Genomic DNA, 17,170 nt, shown 5'->3' with positions numbered 1-17,170 from the left:
TCAATTCCCTACGTACCGTACGCGTTCTTGGCCGTGCCCGTGACGCGAACGGCGCCACGCCCGGTGAACGATTACCGGGATGCTTCGGCTACCCCCGTGCGGGCCGCGTATTCGGCGAGTCCCGCGCCCGAGGCGCCCGCCCAGCCGACATGACCGTCGGGCCGGATCAGGAACACGCCGGTGCCGTAGGGACCGTACGCCGGAATCCGCAGCGTGGGAACGGGAAGCGCGGGGAGATCCGCCCCGGTGCCCACGGCCGGCAGCGTCCAGTGCGGCCCCCGGAAGGCGTCGAACGGCCGTACCCCGTCCGGGGCTCCGTCCGGTGCGCGGTCGCCCGCGCGCAGCCCGGTGCCGAGGCCGGTGCGGGTTTCCTCGCTCAGTGAGGAGTCGCGGTAACCGATCCCGAGCTGGCGGGTCGCCGCGCCGCGCCGGACCTCGCCGCGGTGGACGCCGGTGGACAGGCCGAGCATCCGGGCGGCATTGGGCCGCCGCTCCTCCTCATAGGTGTCGAGCAGTGCGTCCGGGGCGTGGCCGCGCAGCACCGCGGCGAGTTTCCAGCCCAGGTTGTAGGCGTCCTGCACGCTGGTGTTGAGGCCCTGCCCGCCGGCCGGTGAAGGTATGTGCGCCGCGTCCCCGGTGAGGAAGACCCGCCCCTTGCGGAACCGGTCCGCCAGCGCCGCCCGCGGCCGGAAGTCCGAGGCCCAGCGCACCTCGGTGACGTCGTCGGGCGCGAGGTGCGAGCGGGCGGCGACGAGCCGCCGGATCCCGTCGGCGGACAGGTCGGGTGAGGTGCGCTCCGGGAAGCGGGCGGAGATCTGGAAGTCCTCGGTGCCGGCGAGGGGGCAGACCGCGAGGAAGTCGCCGCCCTCGGCGGGCGGGAAGAGGTGCCAGTTGTCCCGGTCGAGCCCGGTGATCCGGACATCGGCCACCAGCATGGGGCTGGGGTCGACGGTCCCGCCGGTCATGGCGATGCCGAGAGCGCGGCGCAGAGCGGAGCGGCCGCCGTCGGCCGCCACGGCCTAGCGGGCGCTCAGGGTGCCGCCGTCGGCGAGACGCACGGTCACCCGCCGGCCGTCCTGCTCCTGGCCCACGACCTCCCGGCCGAAGCCGACGCGTCCGCCCAGTTCCCTCAGGCGGGTCAAGAGGATCTCCCGCGTGCGCCACCGCGGCACCATCCAGGGCTCGCCGTACGGCGAGTCCTCGGTCACTTCGGCCGGGTCGACCATGTGGTGCTCGCCCGTCCTCTGGCCGTCCTGCCAGATCATCCCGACGGGATAACTGCCCCCGGCCGCACGGATCGCGTCCACCACGCCCAGGTCGTCGAAGACCTCCATCGTGCGCGGCTGGATGCCCTTGCCGCGTGAGCCGGGGAACAGCCTCCGCGCGCGCTCCACCACGAGCGCGCCGACTCCGCGCCGGGCGAGGTCGATGGCGAGGGTGAGGCCGGCGGGGCCCGCGCCCACGATCAATACGTCCTGCGTGTCCACGTGGAGCTCTCCTTAACGCCGTTAAGCCGCACTGTCCGGAACCGCACCCTTAACATCGTTAAGCTGTCAAGCGCGGGATAGGTTGACGGACGTGAGCAACACGGAACGACGAGCACCGCTGGACCGGCGGCGCGTGGCGGACACCGCCCTGCGGCTGCTGAACGAGGTGGGCCTGGAGGGTCTGACCCTGCGCGCGATCGCCAAGGAGCTGGGCGTCAAGGCGCCCGCCCTCTACTGGCACTTCAAGGACAAACAGGCGCTGCTCGACGAGGTGGCCACGGAGATGATGCGGCGTATGTACGCCGAGCCCATGGCGGAGCCGGCCGCCGGCGAGGACTGGCGGGAGCTGTTCTTCGGCCGGATGAGCGGTCTGCGCGCGGAACTGCTGCGCTACCGCGACGGCGCCAAGGTCTACGCCGGGACGCGCTTCACGGACCTGTCGTACGCCGAGCCCATGGAGGCGCACCTGGCCCTGCTCACGGGCGCCGGGTTCACGCCGGCGGCCGCCGCGCGGGCCTGGTTCACGGCGTACAGCTACACCATCGGGCACGTCATCGAGGAGCAGGGGATGGGCCCCGGCCCGGCCGCCGGGGAGGGGGGCTACGACCTCGACGCGCGCGCCGAGCGCCTGGCCGGCTTCCCGCTGGCCGCGGCAGCCGGGGACGAGATGTTCCGGGACCGCGACCGCGGCTTCGAGACGGGCCTGCGGGCGGTGATCGAGGGGGTCGCGGCGACCCTGCGCACGGCCGCCGTCTCGTCCGTTGAGCCGGGATCAGACCTTCGGCGCCTGAATCTGCGTCAGTGAGCGCCGCAGCAACGGCGTGGCCCACTTCTCCACATACCGGTTGAAAAGCCACGCCAGCACCAGCATCGTCGTCAGCGTCGCGGTGATCGTCAGCCATGAGGCGAGCCCGAAGTCCTGGTGCAGCACCTCGATGACCGGCCACCCCAGGTGCTCGTGGACCAGGTAGAAGGGGTACGTCAGCGCGCCCGCGACCGTCAGCCAGCGCCAGTCGGCCCAGTTCAGCCAGCCGAGCGCCACCGCGAGCACCGCGACGAAGCCGAAGGTGACGATCAGGATGATCACCGAGGCGGAGCGGTACGAGAACTGGTCCGGCTGCGGGCTGTGCCAGAGGCTGGACACCGCCTGGTGCTGCCCGGTCAGCCAGCTCACCGCGACGATGCCCCAGGCGGTGACGTCCCGCCGGTTGCGGTGCAGCAGGTAGATGCCCATGCCGCCGATGAAGAAGGGCGCGTACTCCGGCATCACGACCAGGTCCAGGAACGGCTGGCCGGCGGCCTGGGTGATGGCCGCGAGCAGGGTCCACACGGCGCACAGCATGACCACCCGCTGCCGGTTGGCCCCCGGCAGCACGATGCACACGGCGAACAGCGCGTAGAAGCGGATCTCCACCCACAGCGTCCAGCACACGCCGAGCACCCGGTCGGCGCCGAGCGGCTGCTGGAGCAGGGTCAGGTTCACCAGCGCGTCACTTGGTGACACCGCCTCGTAGGCCACGCCCGGCAGTGCGAACACGGCCGTCACCAGGACGACGGCCAACCAGTAGGAGGGCATCAGGCGGGCGACGCGGGAGGCGAAGAAGGAGCGCAGGGGCCGGCCCCAGCCGCTCATGCAGATGACGAAGCCGCTGATCACGAAGAAGATCTGGACGCCGAGACAGCCGTAGGCGAACCATGAGTGCAGCGAGGGGAACTGGACCTTCGGTGAGGACCCCCAGGCGTGGGTGACCTCACCGCCCCGGCCGCCGTAGTGGTACAGCGCCACCATCAGCGCGGCCAGCAGTCGCAGCCCGTCCAGGGCCCGCAGCCGGCCCCCCGTCGTTCTGGGCCGCGGCCGGACGCCGGTGACCTCGCGCGGCTGCGAGGGCGCGGCGGTGGCGGTGTGGGGCTTGGCTGTACTGACGACCGTCTCGGTCACGCTGGAATACCTCGGCTACCTCGTCTGTCCGTGGGTCTGCATGGGCGCCATCCTGCCCAAAGCGCCCGCAACCGTCATAACCCCGGAGGTGTGTGTCAACGCCCTGCGACGCCCTCGCCACCCTAGGACGTCGGTTGACGGAATTCCGTTCGACGGAAAGACGATTTGCCCACCGGCCCCAATCGGTTCACCTTTTCGTCGTATTGGTTTCTTAGTGTTCTCCAACCCACCAGGTTTACCGAGGCAGATCCTTGCCTGCTTCGTCACATCCAGAGCAGGAGCACCATGACGGTTCGCAGCAGATGGTCACGTTCCCGAACAGGGGACACGGCATCGGCGGCCACTGACGCCGGTCCGCCGACCGCTCAGATCACTCCGGTCGAGCTGGAGGACTGCCTGCGCGCCTGCGCGGTGCACAGCGGCAAGCTCGTGGGCAGCCTCGACCCCCGGCGGATCACGCTGGCCGAGAAGCTGCGCGAGCTGCTCGCCCTCTGGGCCGCCCAGGAGCAGCCCCAGTCGGCGGCAGCGGGCGCGGGCAACCTCATCCGGCGCGGCGCGAAGTCCGTCGGCGGCGGCAGCCTGGGCAACGAACTGCTGGACGCGCTCCTCGCCGTCGGCAACAAGGCACTCGACTGCGGTTACGACGACGAGCTGAACCTCGCCCTGCTCATCACCGACACGGTGCTGTCGCAGCGCAAGAACTCGCGCGCCGGCTGGCGGCTGCGCGGCCGGCTGCTGGAGGCCATGGGCCGCCCCGCCGCCGCCGTCGACGCCTTCGAACGCTACCTGGGGCTCACCCAGGAGGACGGCTTCGGCGTCCGGGCCAAGGTGGCCGGCCTGCGCACCGCGCAGGAGAAGCGTGGGGAACTGCTCGCCCTGCTCAAGCGCACCGTCCCGGACGCCGCCGCGTACGCCGCCGGCCCCGCGACCGACGTGTGGGCCGAGGGCCTCGCGGCGCACGCCGCGGGGGACTGGGAGCGGGCCCAGGCGCAGCTGGTGGGCGCGCTGGTCGCTCTCGACCGCACGGAGGCGCCCGAGCAGGAGTTCCAGGAGGCGCTCAGCCACTACCTGGACCTGAGCACCGGCGTCCATCACCGGCCCAGCCCCGAGCTGACCGAGGCCATCGGCCTCTTCGCGGAGCAGCGGCGCAACCGCATGCGCGGCCCGCTGGAGGACCCGACCTTCGGCGGCCTGCAGTGGATCAGCCTCGGCGAGTTCCGCAACCGGATCGCCGGCAAGTCCATCGCCCTGATCGCCAACTCCGGCAAGGTCGGCGAGAGCGGCAAGGGCACCGAGATCGACGCCTACGACCTGGTCGTGCGCTTCAACTCGTACAAGATCGACGCGGCGAACACCGGCAAGCGGACCGACATCCACGTCACCATCCACAAGCACGGCTTCAACTGGGACCAGCAGGTCGACACGCGGCTGGTCTTCGGCGGGATCTCGGGTGACTGGAAGTACTCGCTGCGCAACCGCCTGGTGCCGGGCGCGCAGAAGTACCTCGGCGACGAGTCGCTGCGCTGGCCCGTGCGCAACATCGGCAAGTGGGGAACGGACAGGTGGCCGTCGATCCCCACCTCCGGCTTCAACATGCTCTGGCTGCTCGACTTCCTCGACGTCAGCCCGGCCATCGACCTGATCGGCTTCGACTTCTACGAGAGCGGTGCGTACCGCATCGACGCGGCGATGAAGATGCCCATCACGTCCGTTCACGAATACACCAGCGAGAAGGCGTGGGTCATGGAACGGGCCCAGAGCGTCTCCGGCATGAGGATCTCCCTGCGATGACCGCGACCCACATATCCCCCGCCGAAGCTCACACCGCGGCCCCGGCCACCGATGCCCGCGCGCTCACCGGCAAGCGCCGCATCGCCTTCGCCAGCTTCGTCGACGAGAACTACCTGCCCGGCTTCCTGGCCCTGCTGCGGTCGCTCGCGCTGTCGAACCCGGGCGTGTGCGAGGACTTCATCGTCCTGCACGACGACCTCAAGCCGTCCTCCGTAGCCCGCATCCGCGCCCTGCACCCGCGCGTCAGCTTCCGCCGCGTGGACGCCGGCCACTACGACTCCTACGCCAAGGGCGACCAGGACAACTACCTGGTGCGCAAGGCGTACTTCATCCTCGACGTCTTCAAGATCCGCGACTACGACACCGTGATCACCCTGGACACCGACATGGTGGTCCTGGGTTCGATCTCCGAGCTGCTCTCGCTGCGCGAGGGCCTTGCCGCCGTACCGCAGTTCTTCTACGGCCAGCACAAGCTCAACAGCGGTCTGCTCGTCATTCAGAAGGAGTACCTGAGCGACGAGTTCTACGCGAAGATCGACCACGTCGGCCGCACCGGCGCCTACGAGCTCGACAAGCACGACCAGGGCATCCTCAACGCGGTCCTGGACGGCGACTTCGTCCGCCTCGACCCGAAGTACAACTTCGTCAAGCGGCGGCTCTCCGGCGACCTCGCGGTCCCCGACGACACCGCGATCCTGCACTTCACCGGCCGCCACAAGCCCTGGCAGGGCGGCGAGGCGGGTTACGACAAGGCGCAGGAACGCTGGCGCGAGTTCGACATGACGGACGCCGAGCTGCACGCGGCGTACGTGGCCGCGGGCGGCACCACGCACCGCGACCTGCTGGTGCACTTCGGCACCCCGTACGTCGAGCGCACAGGTGATGTCGACACCGCCCGCCGCGTCGCCCTCGCACACATCGGCGCAGGTGACTACCAGGCCGCCGTCGACATCATGGAGCGCGTCCACATCCCCGTGGACGAGGCCTGGCCGCACGAGGTCTACGGGCACGCGCTGCTGGCCGTCTCCCGCTACGAGGAGGCCAAGGCGCAGCTGCTGCTGGCGACGGCCGCGCCCAACCGCGCCGCCACCGCCTTCGCCCGCCTCGCGCTGATCTCCTGGGTGCACGGCGACGACGCCGCCTCGCACAAGTACGCCCAGCAGGGCCTGACCGTCGACCCGACGCACCGGGCCAGCCGCATCTGGCACCAGCGCACCATCAGCGTCCCGGCCCAGCAGTCCGGCAGCGCCGCCGAGCAGCTCGCGCACGTCGCGTTCTACATGGACCGGCAGGGCAACGCGGGTGACAAGCTGCTCCCGGAGAGCGTCCGCCTGGCCTTCGACGCCGACACCACGAGCCGCCGCTTCCACTCCGTGCACGCCCACCGCCTGTTCGACGAGGCGGCGCTGGAGCGCGTCAACGCCCGCCGTGGCATGGTCATCGGCGGCGGCGGCCTGTTCATCCCGGACACCATGCCGAACGGCAACAGCGCCTGGCAGTGGAACGTCCCCGACGAGCTGCTGAAGCGCATCGACGTCCCCATCGCGGTGTACGCCGTCGGCTTCAACGCCTTCGACGGGCAGAGCTACCGGGCCCAGCGGTTCCGCGAGTCGCTGCGGCTGCTGGTGGAGAAGTCCGCCTTCTTCGGGCTGCGCAACCACGGCTCGATCGAGAAGGTCCGGGCCATGATCCCGGCACACCTGCACGACAAGGTGCGCTTCCAGCCGTGCCCGACCACGGTCACCCGCCAGCTCGTCGCCGACTGGCAGGACCCGGCGCAGCGCGACGACACCATCCTCATCAACGCCGCCTACGACCGTGCCGCGCTGCGCTTCGGCCACGACTACGGCTACTTCCTGGCCCAGATGGCCAAGGCCGTGCGGGAACTCGGCGACCTCGCCGAGGTGCAGTGCGTGGCGCACTCGCTCGACGACGAGCGGATCGCCTTCGACCTGCGCCGCGAGCACGGCGTGTCGATGCCCGTCATCCCGATGTACGACTTCGAGAACGACGAGATCCGCGACCTGTACGCGCGCACCAAGCTGGTCATCGGCATGCGAGGCCACGCGGGCATGATCCCGTTCGGCTGCGGCACGCCCATCATCAGCCTGATCTCGCACCCGAAGATGGCGTACTTCCTGCGCGACATCGAGCGCCCCGAGTGGGGTGTCTCCGTGCACGACCGCAACCTCGCCGAGGTGCTCGTCGAACGCTCCCGCGACCTGCTCGCCGACCACGCCAAGACGGTGGCCGACGTGCACGGCCGGCAGCAGGAGCTGTGGAAGGTCACCCAGGCGAACGCCGCAGAACTGCGGACCGTCCTCGGCGGCTGATCCATGGCGACCCTCACGGTCGACGACGCTCCCGGGGCCGCGCGGCCCCGGGAGCGTGGGCGTCGCTCTCCCCTGTGGTGGGCGGTGGTCGCGCTGCCCGCCGCCGCGGCCGTGGCCTACACCGTCCTCACCCGCCGTCTCACCGGCGACCTGCACTACGTCCTCGGCGCCCTGCGCACCGGGGACGCCGCCGGCTGGTCACCGTCCGAGGTCTTCACCCATCGTCCGTTCTTCTACCGGTGGTTCGTGGCCGGCCTGGACGTGCTCACGTTCGGCGGGGTGACCACCCGCGAGGCGATCATGGCGGCCGTGGGCGTCCTGCTGGCCGCCGCTGCCGCCTACGCCCTGCACACCGCGCTGCTGCGCCGGGTCACCGGCCGGGAGGCGGCCCTCACCGCGGGCGCCACCGGCCTCGCGCTGGCCCTGGCTCCGCGCACCGACTTCCTCCAGCCCGAGTGGGCGGCCGTCGTGCTGACGGTGTTCGGCATCGCCGCCGTGCTCGGTCTCGACCGCCCCTGGCCCGCGGCACTGCTCGGCACCCTGCCGATGGGCCTCGCGGTGATGATGAAGTACTCCACCGCCGCCACGGCCGCCGTCGGGCTGCTGCTGGTCTACGTCGTGGACCGCGGCCGGGCCGTGCGGCTGGGTCTGCTCACGGCGGCCGGCTCGATCGGGCTGTTCGGTCTGAGCCTGCTCGCCGGGTCCCGCGAGTGGCGGTGGACCGAGGACATGCCGCGCATCAACCAGGATTCCTTCGGCCGCACCGGCCTCGACCTCGGCGCCACCTTCCACCAGTCGGTGGCCTGGCTGGCCGACCGGGCGATCCTCACCCCGGTGCTGCTGCTCCTGCCGGGAGCGCTGCTGCTGGTGCTGTCCCGGGTCCGGGGCAGGCGCAGGCTCGCCGAACTGCTCCTGGTCGCGGTGGTGATCGGCCTGGGCGCACTCGGATCCGTGGTCGTGCAGGGCAACTGGTTCTCGTACCACGGAGCGCAGCTGCCCGTTCTCGCCGCCGCGCTGTGGGGCCTCGCCGTGGGCGGCGCACGCCGTTCGCCACCGTGGTTCTTCGGCGCCGTGTCCCTCGCGTACGGCGTGCTGCCCGTGCTGTACACCGGCGCGCCGGAGGGTCTGCAACGCCCCGCGACCGCCTGGGCGTTGTGCTTCGCCGCCCTGGTGGCCGCGGGTGCGGACACGCTCGTGGCGGCACGGCGGAATCGCTCCGGCCGCCGCACGGGGCCGCGCGGAGTGGGGGCCGCCGCGGTGATCTCCCTCGCCGGGGTGGTGTGCCTGACGGGCGCCATCTGGCCCGGGTCGCCGCACCGGGTGCTGGACGGCAAGGTGATGGCGACCAGCACCGACTACCTGCACGAGATGCGGGACAACCAGGCGGTGGCCGCGCGGCTGGGGGCGGCGATGCCCCAGGACGCGCCGGTGCTCTACCTGGCGTTCGGCGACACGGCGTACTACCTGGACCACCCCGTCCAGTGCCGCTACCCGATCGCCACGTTCCTCCAGCGCACCCGGTTCATCGCGGACGTAGCCGAGCTGCCGTCGTACCGGGAGAACGCCGACTGCGTCGACCACGACCCGGCTCCCTACGCGGTACTGGACTGGAGCTGGTTCCGGCCCGGCAGCGTCGACCCGGCGCTTCAGCGACGGATCTCCGCGGTGTACGACTGCCCGCCGGCCCCGGCGCAGGGCGACAAGACGGTGCTGTGCACCCGCAAGAACGGCGCCGGCCAGGCGAACTGACCGGCTCACGCACAGGTGGCGCGGATCGGCCCGTCCGATCCGCGCCACTGGCGGGTCCGGGCAGCCCCGGACTCAGCGCAGGCCGAGCGAGGCGGTGACCTTGCGGGCCAGCTCCACCGAGTAGCTCTGGCCCCGGTCCTGCGGGTAGATCTGCGCCATGGTGACCAGCTTGACCCGGCTCATCGGCGTGTCGTGGCCGGGGATCAGCGACCGGTACTCGGGGGTCACCACCGGCTGGGCGAACCCGGCCCTGGAGAAGTGCCAGTCCTGGATCCAGGACTCCTCGAAGGCCGGGTTGATCCGCTTCAGGTACGGCACGAACGCCGCCAGCAGCTCGGCCGGTTCGGTGGTGAAGCGCCAGTCCTCACGCTCGACGTAGTTGCCGACGTAGAGGACGTGCCGGCCGCCGTAGACGGCCGGATCGATCATCCGGGTGTGCTCGACCACGGCGAGGAACGGGAAGTCCGGCTCGTTGATGTTGAGCCAGTAGTACGGTATGACGCTGCGGTCCAGCTCGAGGACGAAGCAGGTGGCACCCAGGTACTGGTTCCTCCACACCGAGTCGTTCGCCGGCAGTCCGGCCGCCTTGGCGAAGGCGGGCTGCGGGGTGGTGACGATCAGTTGGTCGAACTCGTGGCGCGACCCGTCCGCGCACTCCACCACGGCGGGTGCCGCGTCCCCGTCCTGCCGGATCGTGTGCACCGCCTTGCCGAACTCCACCTTGCCGCCGCGCTCCTCGATCCCGTCGCGCAGCGCCGCGTACACCCGCTCGAACCCGCCATCGACATAGCCGAGTTCGAACGTACGGCAGTGGATACGGGCCCACAGCCACGCCATCGACACCTGCTCGGCGCGGTCGCCGAACTTGCCGCGCAGCAGCGGCTCCCAGATCGCGGCGGTCGCCTTCCGCCCGGCCCACCGGCGCAGCCAGGACAGCGCCGTCAGGTCGTTGTAGCGCTCACCGCCGCGCACGGCCTTCAGCAGCGCCGACGATCCGGCGAACCGCACGGCGTCGGCGGGTGAGAACTCCGGGAAGCGCAGCATGTCCACGGGCGAGGTGAAGTCGATCAGCCTGCCGCCCCGGTAGATGCCGGTCGTCGGCCTGTGGAAGCGCAGCGCGTCACCGAGCCCGAGCTCCTCGATCAGGGCGATCATCGCCTTGTCGCTGCGGAAGATGTGGTGGTAGTAGCGCTCCAGGGGAACTCCGCCGACCTCCAGCGAGGCGGCCAGCCCGCCGAGTTCGGCGGCCGCCTCCAGGACGGTCACCTGGTGACCGGCCCGTACGGCGTCCCACGCGGCCGTCAGCCCGGTGGCGCCCGCGCCGATGATGCCGAGGTTCATGCGAAGCTCCACTTTCTGTTGAGCACGAACTGCAGCGCCAGGACCGGCGGCAGTGAGCCGGCCTTGACGAGGTTGGGGTCGACGCCCAGCGCGTCGGTGAAGGCGAGGAACAGCAGGTACGTCAGGGCGATGCCGGTCAGCCCCACGGCGTAGAAGCGCACAAAGCGCACCACCATCCGGTCACGCCGCTCGAAGGTGAACCGGGCGTTCAGGAAGAAGTTGCTGGTGATGCCGAGGGTGGTGCTGACGATGTTGGCGACCTGCTCGTGCACCCCGGCCATGTTGTGCAGCAGCAGGAAGACGAGCAGGTCCAGGGCGACGCCGCTGCCTCCGATGAGCGTGTAGCGGACCAGCTGGCGTACGGTCCGGGACTGCTCGGGCGCCTGGATCGCGGCCGTGGTCTCAGTCATCGGCCGCGGAACCACCGATCACCTCGCGCACCAGATACAGGGGGCGCCCCTGTGCCTCGCTGTAGATACGCCCTATGTAGGTGCCGAGCACACCCAGGGACAGCATCTGGGTGCCGCCGAGGAACAGCACCACGACCATCAGCATCGTCCAGCCGGAGACCGTGATGTCGGGCCGGAAGATCTTCATGCCCAGCGCGTACAGGATGCCGATCAGCGACAGCACCAGCACGACGAAGCCGAGCCGGGTGATCATCCGCAGGGGCACCGTGGAGAAGCTGGTCACGCCGTCGATGGCGAGCTTGGCCATCTTCTTCAGCGGGTACTTGGTCTCCCCGGCGAACCGCTCGTCGCGGTCGAACGCCACCTCCGCCTGGCGGTATCCCATCGAGGCGACGATGCCGCGCACGAACCGGCTGCGCTCGCGGTACTTGCGCAGTTCCTCGGCGACCCGGCGGTCGATCAGGCGGAAGTCGCCGGTGTCGAGCGGGATGTCCACGTCGGCGCAGGCGCGCAGCATGCGGTAGTACAGCGACGCGGTGGCCCGTTTGAAGGCGGTGTCCTGCCGCGTACGGCGCCTGGCGTGCACGATCTCCGCGCCCTCCCGCCAGGCGTCGACGAGCTGCAGGCTGACCTCGGGCGGGTCCTGGAGGTCGGTGTCCATGACGATCACGGCGTCGCCCTCGGCGAGGTCGAGACCGGCGGTGATGGCGATCTGATGGCCGAAGTTGCGGGCGAAATCGATCACCCGGACCCGCCCGTCGTTCTTCGCCAGGTCCCTGAGGATGCCGAGCGAGCCGTCCTTGGAGCCGTCGTTGACGTACACCAGCTCGAAGTCGAGCTCGGGGCGCGCGGCGAGGGCCGCGGTGAGTGCCCGGTGGAAGGCGGCGATGCCGTCCTGCTCGTTGTAGACCGGCAGCACGTACGAGATGAGCTGACGCCCCCCAGGCCGCTGCGGCTCGACCGGTGCGAGTGGTGCCGGAGCCATGGCCTGGGCGGGCGGACGTATGTCCTGCTGGGTCATCGTGGTCCGTCCGCGTGCGCCGGCGCTGACAAGCCAGAGAAAGGTTGAGCCATTGGGGGAAGCTATGGAAAGTGCGTGAACATACGACGAACGGGTCGCGTCCGGAAGTCGTCTCCCCCGTTGTGCTTGGACGACGTCCGGGTGTGCGGTGCGCCGGCCGCGCCGGCGGCGAACCGTCTAACGGCGCGGTGCGAACAGCAGGTTGCGCGTGCCGCCCGGACGGGGACGGTCCGCGGGGACGAGCGTGTCCTGTCCCTCGGCCTCCTCGGCCACCCAGTGGGCCTCGTAGCCCAGCGGTTCGAACTCGGCGAGCACCGGGTCCAGCGGGGCGCCCACCAGGGCCTCCAGCATCACGGTCGGCCGGTCCCGCTTCAGTACCTGACGGGCGCCCTCCAGGACCGGCATCTCATGGCCCTCGACGTCGATCTTGATCAGGTCGAGCTTGGTGTCGGCGAACACCTCGTCCAGCGTGAGCAACTGGATCCGCTTGAGTTCGGCGTCGCCGGCCGCGTGCTCCAGCGTGGAGCCCGTCGACAGCAGGTTCCCGGCGAAGCGGACGCTGATGTCGGCCCAGCCCGGCTCGTTGGAGACGCCCGCCTGGTAGCGGCGTACGTTCTGGACGTTGTTCAGTCGGATGTTCACCGCCAGACGGGCGTGCACCTGGTCCACCGGCTCGAAGGCGTGCACCTTGGCCTTGGGGTTGGCGAGTGCGGCGATCATCGAGAAATAGCCGACGTGCGCGCCGACGTCGGCTATGGTCGCGCTCTTCGCGGCCAGCCGTGACCAGGTGGAAAGGCTGCCGGGCTCGTACTGGAATCTGCCGTTCCACAAGGTGTCCAGGGCGACCGCGTCGTCGTTGACGCAGAACATGACGAACGGCGGGCAGTACGGCGAGTCGATCTCGGCAAGGCCCCGGTACGGGTGCTTCTTGCGGTGCGTGCGGATGATGTCGCTCGTGGCGACCGGCCGGACGGAGGGGGCGTGGGCCAGCATCCGGGCGTTGGCGGCTTCGACCTGGGAGATACGCATGGCCGCGATCGTAGGCCTGAGATCATTGCCAGTTGAAGGTTTGGGAAGTATTCCTTGCGTAATTCCACGTAACCGCTGGTCAGCGGCTGCGGCGGCGTTCCGGATCAGGAATCCGGAAAGCCGCCGCGCCGGAGATTCTCTTTTCTGGCCTCTGGCTTTTCGCGCCCCGTTCACGCTCTCTTCATCTAGCGCTTCACTGCCTTCTTCAACGCCCGCGCCCGGCGCACCACCCGGCGTGCCGTGGAGTTGCGGGGCAGGAAGGACAGCCGCTCGGGGATGCCACCGGGCAGGCCCAGCGAGGTGAGCCGGCGCTTCTTGAAGTAGCGCTGGGTGCGCGGGCCGAGGTGCTGGGAGAGGAACCGCTCCGCGGCGGGCCGCAGGCCCGACTGGATCTGCGGCTGCATGGTGAAGCCGACCGCGGTGACCAGCCCGGTGAGCAGCTCGTCCGCGATCGGCTCCTCGCTCCCGCGGTTCTCCAGGTCGGGCAGCAGCGCGTCCGCCAGGGTGACCGGCAGCCGGTTGCTGTTCTGGTACGGCGTCAGCCGGTCCAGCAGCGGCTCGGTGCCGATGCGGGCGACCGGCAGGTCGTAGAACGCGGACGCGGTGAACAGCGCGGTCGAGAAGCAGCCCACGACCAGCGCGGGCCGCGCCTTGGCGAACAGCACCTCGGCGAGGACGGGGGAGTCCAGCACCGTGAGGTCCACGCCCAGCTTCCCGGCCTCCGTCTCCAGGGCACGGCTGTAGCGGGCCGGCGCGGTGGGGTGCGGCTTGAAGACGATCGCCCGGTGCCCGCGCTGCACCGCCCCGCGCACCATCCGCACGTGGAGCTCCTCCTCCTCGGCGGGGGAGAGGATGTTCAGCGCGGACAGGTACTGGCCGAGCAGCAGGGCGGCGTTGTCCGGCAGGTCGGGCAGGTCCCCGGCGACGCCGGTGAGGCCGCTCATGACCTTGAGGAAGGCGTCCGTCGGCACCAGCTGCGCCGGCACGTCGAACTCGGTCAGCAGCAGCGGGGTGAGGCCGGGTACGAGGTCCAGGTGCAACAGGCGCCGGACGCGGGTGCCGACCAGCGGGTCGAGCTTGTTGCGGGTCGGGCCGTAGCTCATCAGGCCGTCGGCGTAGACGTGGACCGGGGCGCCGGTGAAGATCTGCGCCAGCGCGAGCGCCGGGTTGACCTGGATGGACTCCATGACCAGCTCGACCCGGTCGTCACCCAGGCCCCACAGCAGCCGCAGATAGCGCTCGAACAGCGGCATGTCGTCGGGGCGCGGCTGCCAGGCGCCGGGGTGGAAGGGCCGGATCGCCTCGTTGAAGGACACCACGTCGTCGAAGTGGTCCCGCAGCGTGCCGAAGCCCGGCATCTCGTCGACGGCCGGAGTGGTCTCCGGGGTCGCCGAGTTGTTGAAGACCAGCAGCACCCGCCGGTCGGCTTCCTCGAAGCAGTCGGACTCGATCGCGGCGGCCAGCGTCGCCGCGCCGTACAGCGTGGAGACGCAGAAGATCTGGGTGGTACGGGACATCAGGCAGCCGCCTTCGCTGTGGTGATCCGGCGCCGCAGCCGCCGCAGCTTGGAGGCGCGCCGCAGGTCCATGGTGTCGAGTACGTCGCCGAGGGCGTCCTGCGGCATGCGCTTTATGGCCGCCGCGCTCATGATCCGCAGCTGCTTGGCCACGGACGGTTCGAACTTGTCGATCTCCGACAGGTGGTGGGCGATGATCGCGCAGTAGGTGCGCACGGCCTTGGGCAGCAGCCGGTCGGCGTCGGGGTCCGCCGCCGTCTCCTCGACCACCTGGTCGAAGGCGCGGATGAAGTCGAGCTGGCGGACGTCGCCGATCTGGGTGAGGGAGCCGGCGACACCGCGCCGGTAGAACACGCCGAGCAGGCTCACCACGGCGAAGGACTCCGCCTCGCGGTGCAGCTTCCAGATCCACGGCCGGTCCTCGGCCGTGCGCAGCCCGTCGGTGAAGTGCAGGACGCCCTTGTCCAGCAGCCGGCGGTGGAAGGCGCCGGCCCAGGCGTAGGCGTAGTCCACGGAGGTCGTGCGGTCGGCGGGCAGGATGGCGTCGCGGGGGTTCATCACCTCGTCACGGCGCCCGACGGGGGCGCGGTGCACGGTGCGGGCCCGGTGGGTGGCCTGGACGTGGTCGGTGCGGACGAAGTCGCAGCCCAGTTCCTCGATGGACGCGACCAGCTGGCTGTAGTAGCCGGGAGCGAGCCAGTCGTCACCGTCCAGGAAGGTGATGTACTCACCGGTCGCGACGTCGAGGCCGGAGTTCCGAGCGGTGGCCAGCCCCCCGTTTTCCTCTCTGCGGATATAGCGCACCTGAGCGACCGCGGAGAGTTCTTCGGCCGCGCGTTCGAGAATGGCCGGCGTTTCGTCCTTCGATTTGTCATCGACCAGGATGAACTCGAAGTCCTGCCGGGCGTTCGCGCGAAGGCTTCTCAGGTTGTCCGGGGCGTATTGCTGCACGTTGTAGAACGGCACGATCACGGAGAGCTTTGGCACGGGCAAAAGCCTAGGAGGCGGCCCGGCTGGGGAACTTTCCGGTGAGGGTACGGGGGGTGAACTCAATGTGTCGGAACGGTGCATCCCGTGTACTTCCTGGGCTTCGGCGAGCCAGTTCGGCTCTCGGTGGGTTGCTGTTAACTTTTCGTTGAGGCGAGGTTGGCCAGCAACTAGAAATTGCTTCCTAGCGTCTGGGACGTGCCACCAAGTACAACGAAGCCCACGCGGATCGCAGTACTCGCCGACTCGGACACCCGCTGGAAATGGGGTGCGCTGACGGCGAGCCGTATCGCTCCGGGCCCGTCCATGGAAGCCGGACCGCGAGGCGAGGCGCAAGTTGCCCCCGCCCTGGACGGATTTCTGCTGCGCGGCCGGGCCACCCCCACGCCCCGCCAGCTCGCGGAAGTGGGCGTGCGCGCCGACTCGCTCACGGAGGTGACGGCCGTCGAGTTTCTGCGCACCATGGCGCGGGAGCCGTACGACGTGGTGGTCCTCTCCCTGGTCGGCGGCGGTGTGCAGGCGATGCTGCACGGGCTTCGGCAGGTGTGGCGCGACCGTGAGAAGCGGCCCGTCGTCGTCACCGGCTACGTGGGCGTCGTCTACGAGAAGCTCGCCGACGGCCTGCTGCTGCGGCACGGCGCGGACCTCGTCCTCGCCAACTCCCGCCAGGACGCCGAGCGCTTCCGCGCGGTGTACGACGGGGTCGGCGCCGACTCCGCGGCGGTCACCGAGGTCGCACTCCCGTTCCTGGGTGGCGCCAAGTACACGGGTGAACACGATCCGTACACGGTCGTGTTCGCGGCGCAGCCGTCCGTCCCCGAGAACCGCAAGGACCGTACCTACCTGCTCAGCCGCCTCGTCCAGCACGCGCGGCTGCACCCGGAGCGCCAGGTGCTGCTGAAGCTGCGCTCCAGGCCCGGTGAGCACACCACCCACATCGAGGAACTGCCGTACCAGAAGCTGGCGCAGAGGCTCGGCGAACTGCCCCCCAACTTCCAGCTCGTCTACGGCAACATGGGCGAGGTCCTGGACCGCACGGACCTGCTCGTCACGGTCAGCTCGACGGCCGCGCTGGAGTCGCTCCACCGCCGGATCCCCACCGTCGTCCTCTCCGACCTCGGCGTGCGTGAGGTCCTCGGCAACCACCACTTCGTCGGCTCCGGCTGCCTGGCCTCCTGGGACCAGCTCGACGCCGGGCACCGGCCCACGCCGGACGCCGACTGGGTGGCCCGGCAGGGCGTCGCCGCCGACGGCTCGTACGAGACCGCCTTCGACGCGGCCCGGGAGCGCATCGCCAAGCTGCTCCGGCAGCCCGGCGGGCTGCCGCCCCTGGCGCCGTACTACACGCCGGTGACCGCCCCCGGCTATCTGCCCGGCATCCTCGCCCGGCACCACCTCGGCCCCGACGGCACCCCGCTGCCCGGCGCCCCCGCGCACGACAAGGAGCCCGGACCCGTGCGGCAGATCGTGCGCCGTGCCGCCCGCGGCGCCTACCGGCACGGCGTCCAGCGGGTCGCGCCCGTCATCCGTCGGATGGGGGAGCTGTGAGCCGCACCAACCCTGGTCA

The 17,170-nt window shown here is 70.4% G+C and carries 12 protein-coding genes and 1 pseudogene; 5 read left to right on the top strand and 8 right to left on the bottom strand.

Translation table 11 applies throughout. The annotated features are described in order from the left end of the window. Positions 1–71: 71 nt before the first annotated feature. Positions 72–1,487, bottom strand: a pseudogene (locus tag ACIHCM_RS15170) (FAD-dependent monooxygenase). A gap of 91 nt (positions 1,488–1,578) precedes the next feature. Between ACIHCM_RS15170 and ACIHCM_RS15165 the strand changes: the two are divergent. Further along, entirely contained in the window at positions 1,579–2,292 is a 714-nt protein-coding gene (locus ACIHCM_RS15165) for a TetR/AcrR family transcriptional regulator C-terminal domain-containing protein (protein WP_399894857.1), read from the top strand. Here ACIHCM_RS15165 and ACIHCM_RS15160 read toward each other — a convergent pair. Continuing rightward, positions 2,260–3,426 (bottom strand): acyltransferase family protein, encoded by a 1,167-nt coding sequence (locus ACIHCM_RS15160; RefSeq protein WP_399894854.1) that lies wholly within the window; start codon positions 3,424–3,426, stop codon positions 2,260–2,262. The genes ACIHCM_RS15165 and ACIHCM_RS15160 overlap by 33 nt on opposite strands. Positions 3,427–3,711: 285 nt before the next feature. Between ACIHCM_RS15160 and ACIHCM_RS15155 the strand changes: the two genes are divergently transcribed. The 3 genes from ACIHCM_RS15155 to ACIHCM_RS15145 are packed head-to-tail and all read left to right on the top strand — an operon-like array spanning position 3,712 to position 9,299. Then, positions 3,712–5,217, top strand: coding sequence for a glycosyltransferase family 29 protein (locus ACIHCM_RS15155; RefSeq protein ID WP_399894852.1), 1,506 nt, complete (start codon positions 3,712–3,714; stop codon positions 5,215–5,217). Further along, positions 5,214–7,550: a glycosyltransferase gene (locus tag ACIHCM_RS15150; RefSeq protein ID WP_399894849.1), complete on the top strand. Its 2,337-nt coding sequence runs from the start codon at positions 5,214–5,216 to the stop codon at positions 7,548–7,550. The genes ACIHCM_RS15155 and ACIHCM_RS15150 overlap by 4 nt, the downstream gene beginning before the upstream one ends. A gap of 3 nt (positions 7,551–7,553) precedes the next feature. After that, positions 7,554–9,299 carry a hypothetical protein gene (locus ACIHCM_RS15145; RefSeq protein WP_399894846.1) on the top strand — a complete coding sequence of 582 codons (1,746 nt, stop codon included), beginning with the start codon at positions 7,554–7,556 and terminating at the stop codon, positions 9,297–9,299. A gap of 72 nt (positions 9,300–9,371) precedes the next feature. Here the strand turns inward: ACIHCM_RS15145 and ACIHCM_RS15140 are convergent, their stop codons facing one another. From ACIHCM_RS15140 to ACIHCM_RS15115, 6 genes are all read right to left on the bottom strand, one after another. After that, positions 9,372–10,640: an NAD(P)/FAD-dependent oxidoreductase gene (locus tag ACIHCM_RS15140; protein WP_399894842.1), complete on the bottom strand. Its 1,269-nt coding sequence runs from the start codon at positions 10,638–10,640 to the stop codon at positions 9,372–9,374. Beyond that, on the bottom strand, positions 10,637–11,050 hold the full coding sequence (locus ACIHCM_RS15135) for a GtrA family protein (RefSeq protein ID WP_399894839.1): 414 nt from the start codon (positions 11,048–11,050) through the stop codon (positions 10,637–10,639). The genes ACIHCM_RS15140 and ACIHCM_RS15135 overlap by 4 nt, the downstream gene beginning before the upstream one ends. Beyond that, the gene (locus ACIHCM_RS15130) at positions 11,043–12,071 is read right to left on the bottom strand and encodes a glycosyltransferase family 2 protein (protein WP_399894837.1); all 1,029 of its coding nucleotides are present in this window, start codon (positions 12,069–12,071) and stop codon (positions 11,043–11,045) included. Before ACIHCM_RS15130 ends, ACIHCM_RS15135 begins: the two co-directional genes overlap by 8 nt. Positions 12,072–12,248: 177 nt before the next feature. Then, on the bottom strand, positions 12,249–13,100 hold the full coding sequence (locus ACIHCM_RS15125; RefSeq protein ID WP_399894834.1) for an FkbM family methyltransferase: 852 nt from the start codon (positions 13,098–13,100) through the stop codon (positions 12,249–12,251). 185 nt (positions 13,101–13,285) lie between these two features. Next, positions 13,286–14,617 (bottom strand): alpha-2,8-polysialyltransferase family protein, encoded by a 1,332-nt coding sequence (locus ACIHCM_RS15120; RefSeq protein ID WP_399894831.1) that lies wholly within the window; start codon positions 14,615–14,617, stop codon positions 13,286–13,288. After that, a complete protein-coding gene (locus ACIHCM_RS15115) occupies positions 14,617–15,603 on the bottom strand; it encodes a glycosyltransferase family 2 protein (protein WP_399894828.1) in 987 nt (328 codons plus the stop codon). Before ACIHCM_RS15115 ends, ACIHCM_RS15120 begins: the two co-directional genes overlap by 1 nt. A 198-nt stretch (positions 15,604–15,801) precedes the next feature. Between ACIHCM_RS15115 and ACIHCM_RS15110 the strand changes: the two genes are divergently transcribed. After that, positions 15,802–17,151: a DUF6716 putative glycosyltransferase gene (locus ACIHCM_RS15110; protein WP_399894826.1), complete on the top strand. Its 1,350-nt coding sequence runs from the start codon at positions 15,802–15,804 to the stop codon at positions 17,149–17,151. Positions 17,152–17,170: the final 19 nt, after the last annotated feature.

The sequence above is a fragment of the Streptomyces sp. NPDC052023 genome (genome assembly GCF_044548465.1).
In the GTDB taxonomy this organism is placed as follows: domain Bacteria; phylum Actinomycetota; class Actinomycetes; order Streptomycetales; family Streptomycetaceae; genus Streptomyces.
This window is presented reverse-complemented; position numbering and strand designations above follow the sequence as displayed.

What these genes read in the sequence shown, in the direction of transcription:
- ACIHCM_RS15155 (WP_399894852.1), top strand. Translation starts at nt 3,712, where the DNA reads ATGACGGTTCGCAGCAGATGGTCACGTTCCCGAACAGGGGACACGGCA.
- ACIHCM_RS15150 (WP_399894849.1), top strand. Translation starts at nt 5,214, where the DNA reads ATGACCGCGACCCACATATCCCCCGCCGAAGCTCACACCGCGGCCCCG.
- ACIHCM_RS15145 (WP_399894846.1), top strand. Translation starts at nt 7,554, where the DNA reads ATGGCGACCCTCACGGTCGACGACGCTCCCGGGGCCGCGCGGCCCCGG.
- ACIHCM_RS15140 (WP_399894842.1), bottom strand. Translation starts at nt 10,640, where the DNA reads ATGAACCTCGGCATCATCGGCGCGGGCGCCACCGGGCTGACGGCCGCG.
- ACIHCM_RS15135 (WP_399894839.1), bottom strand. Translation starts at nt 11,050, where the DNA reads ATGACTGAGACCACGGCCGCGATCCAGGCGCCCGAGCAGTCCCGGACC.
- ACIHCM_RS15130 (WP_399894837.1), bottom strand. Translation starts at nt 12,071, where the DNA reads ATGACCCAGCAGGACATACGTCCGCCCGCCCAGGCCATGGCTCCGGCA.
- ACIHCM_RS15125 (WP_399894834.1), bottom strand. Translation starts at nt 13,100, where the DNA reads ATGCGTATCTCCCAGGTCGAAGCCGCCAACGCCCGGATGCTGGCCCAC.
- ACIHCM_RS15120 (WP_399894831.1), bottom strand. Translation starts at nt 14,617, where the DNA reads ATGTCCCGTACCACCCAGATCTTCTGCGTCTCCACGCTGTACGGCGCG.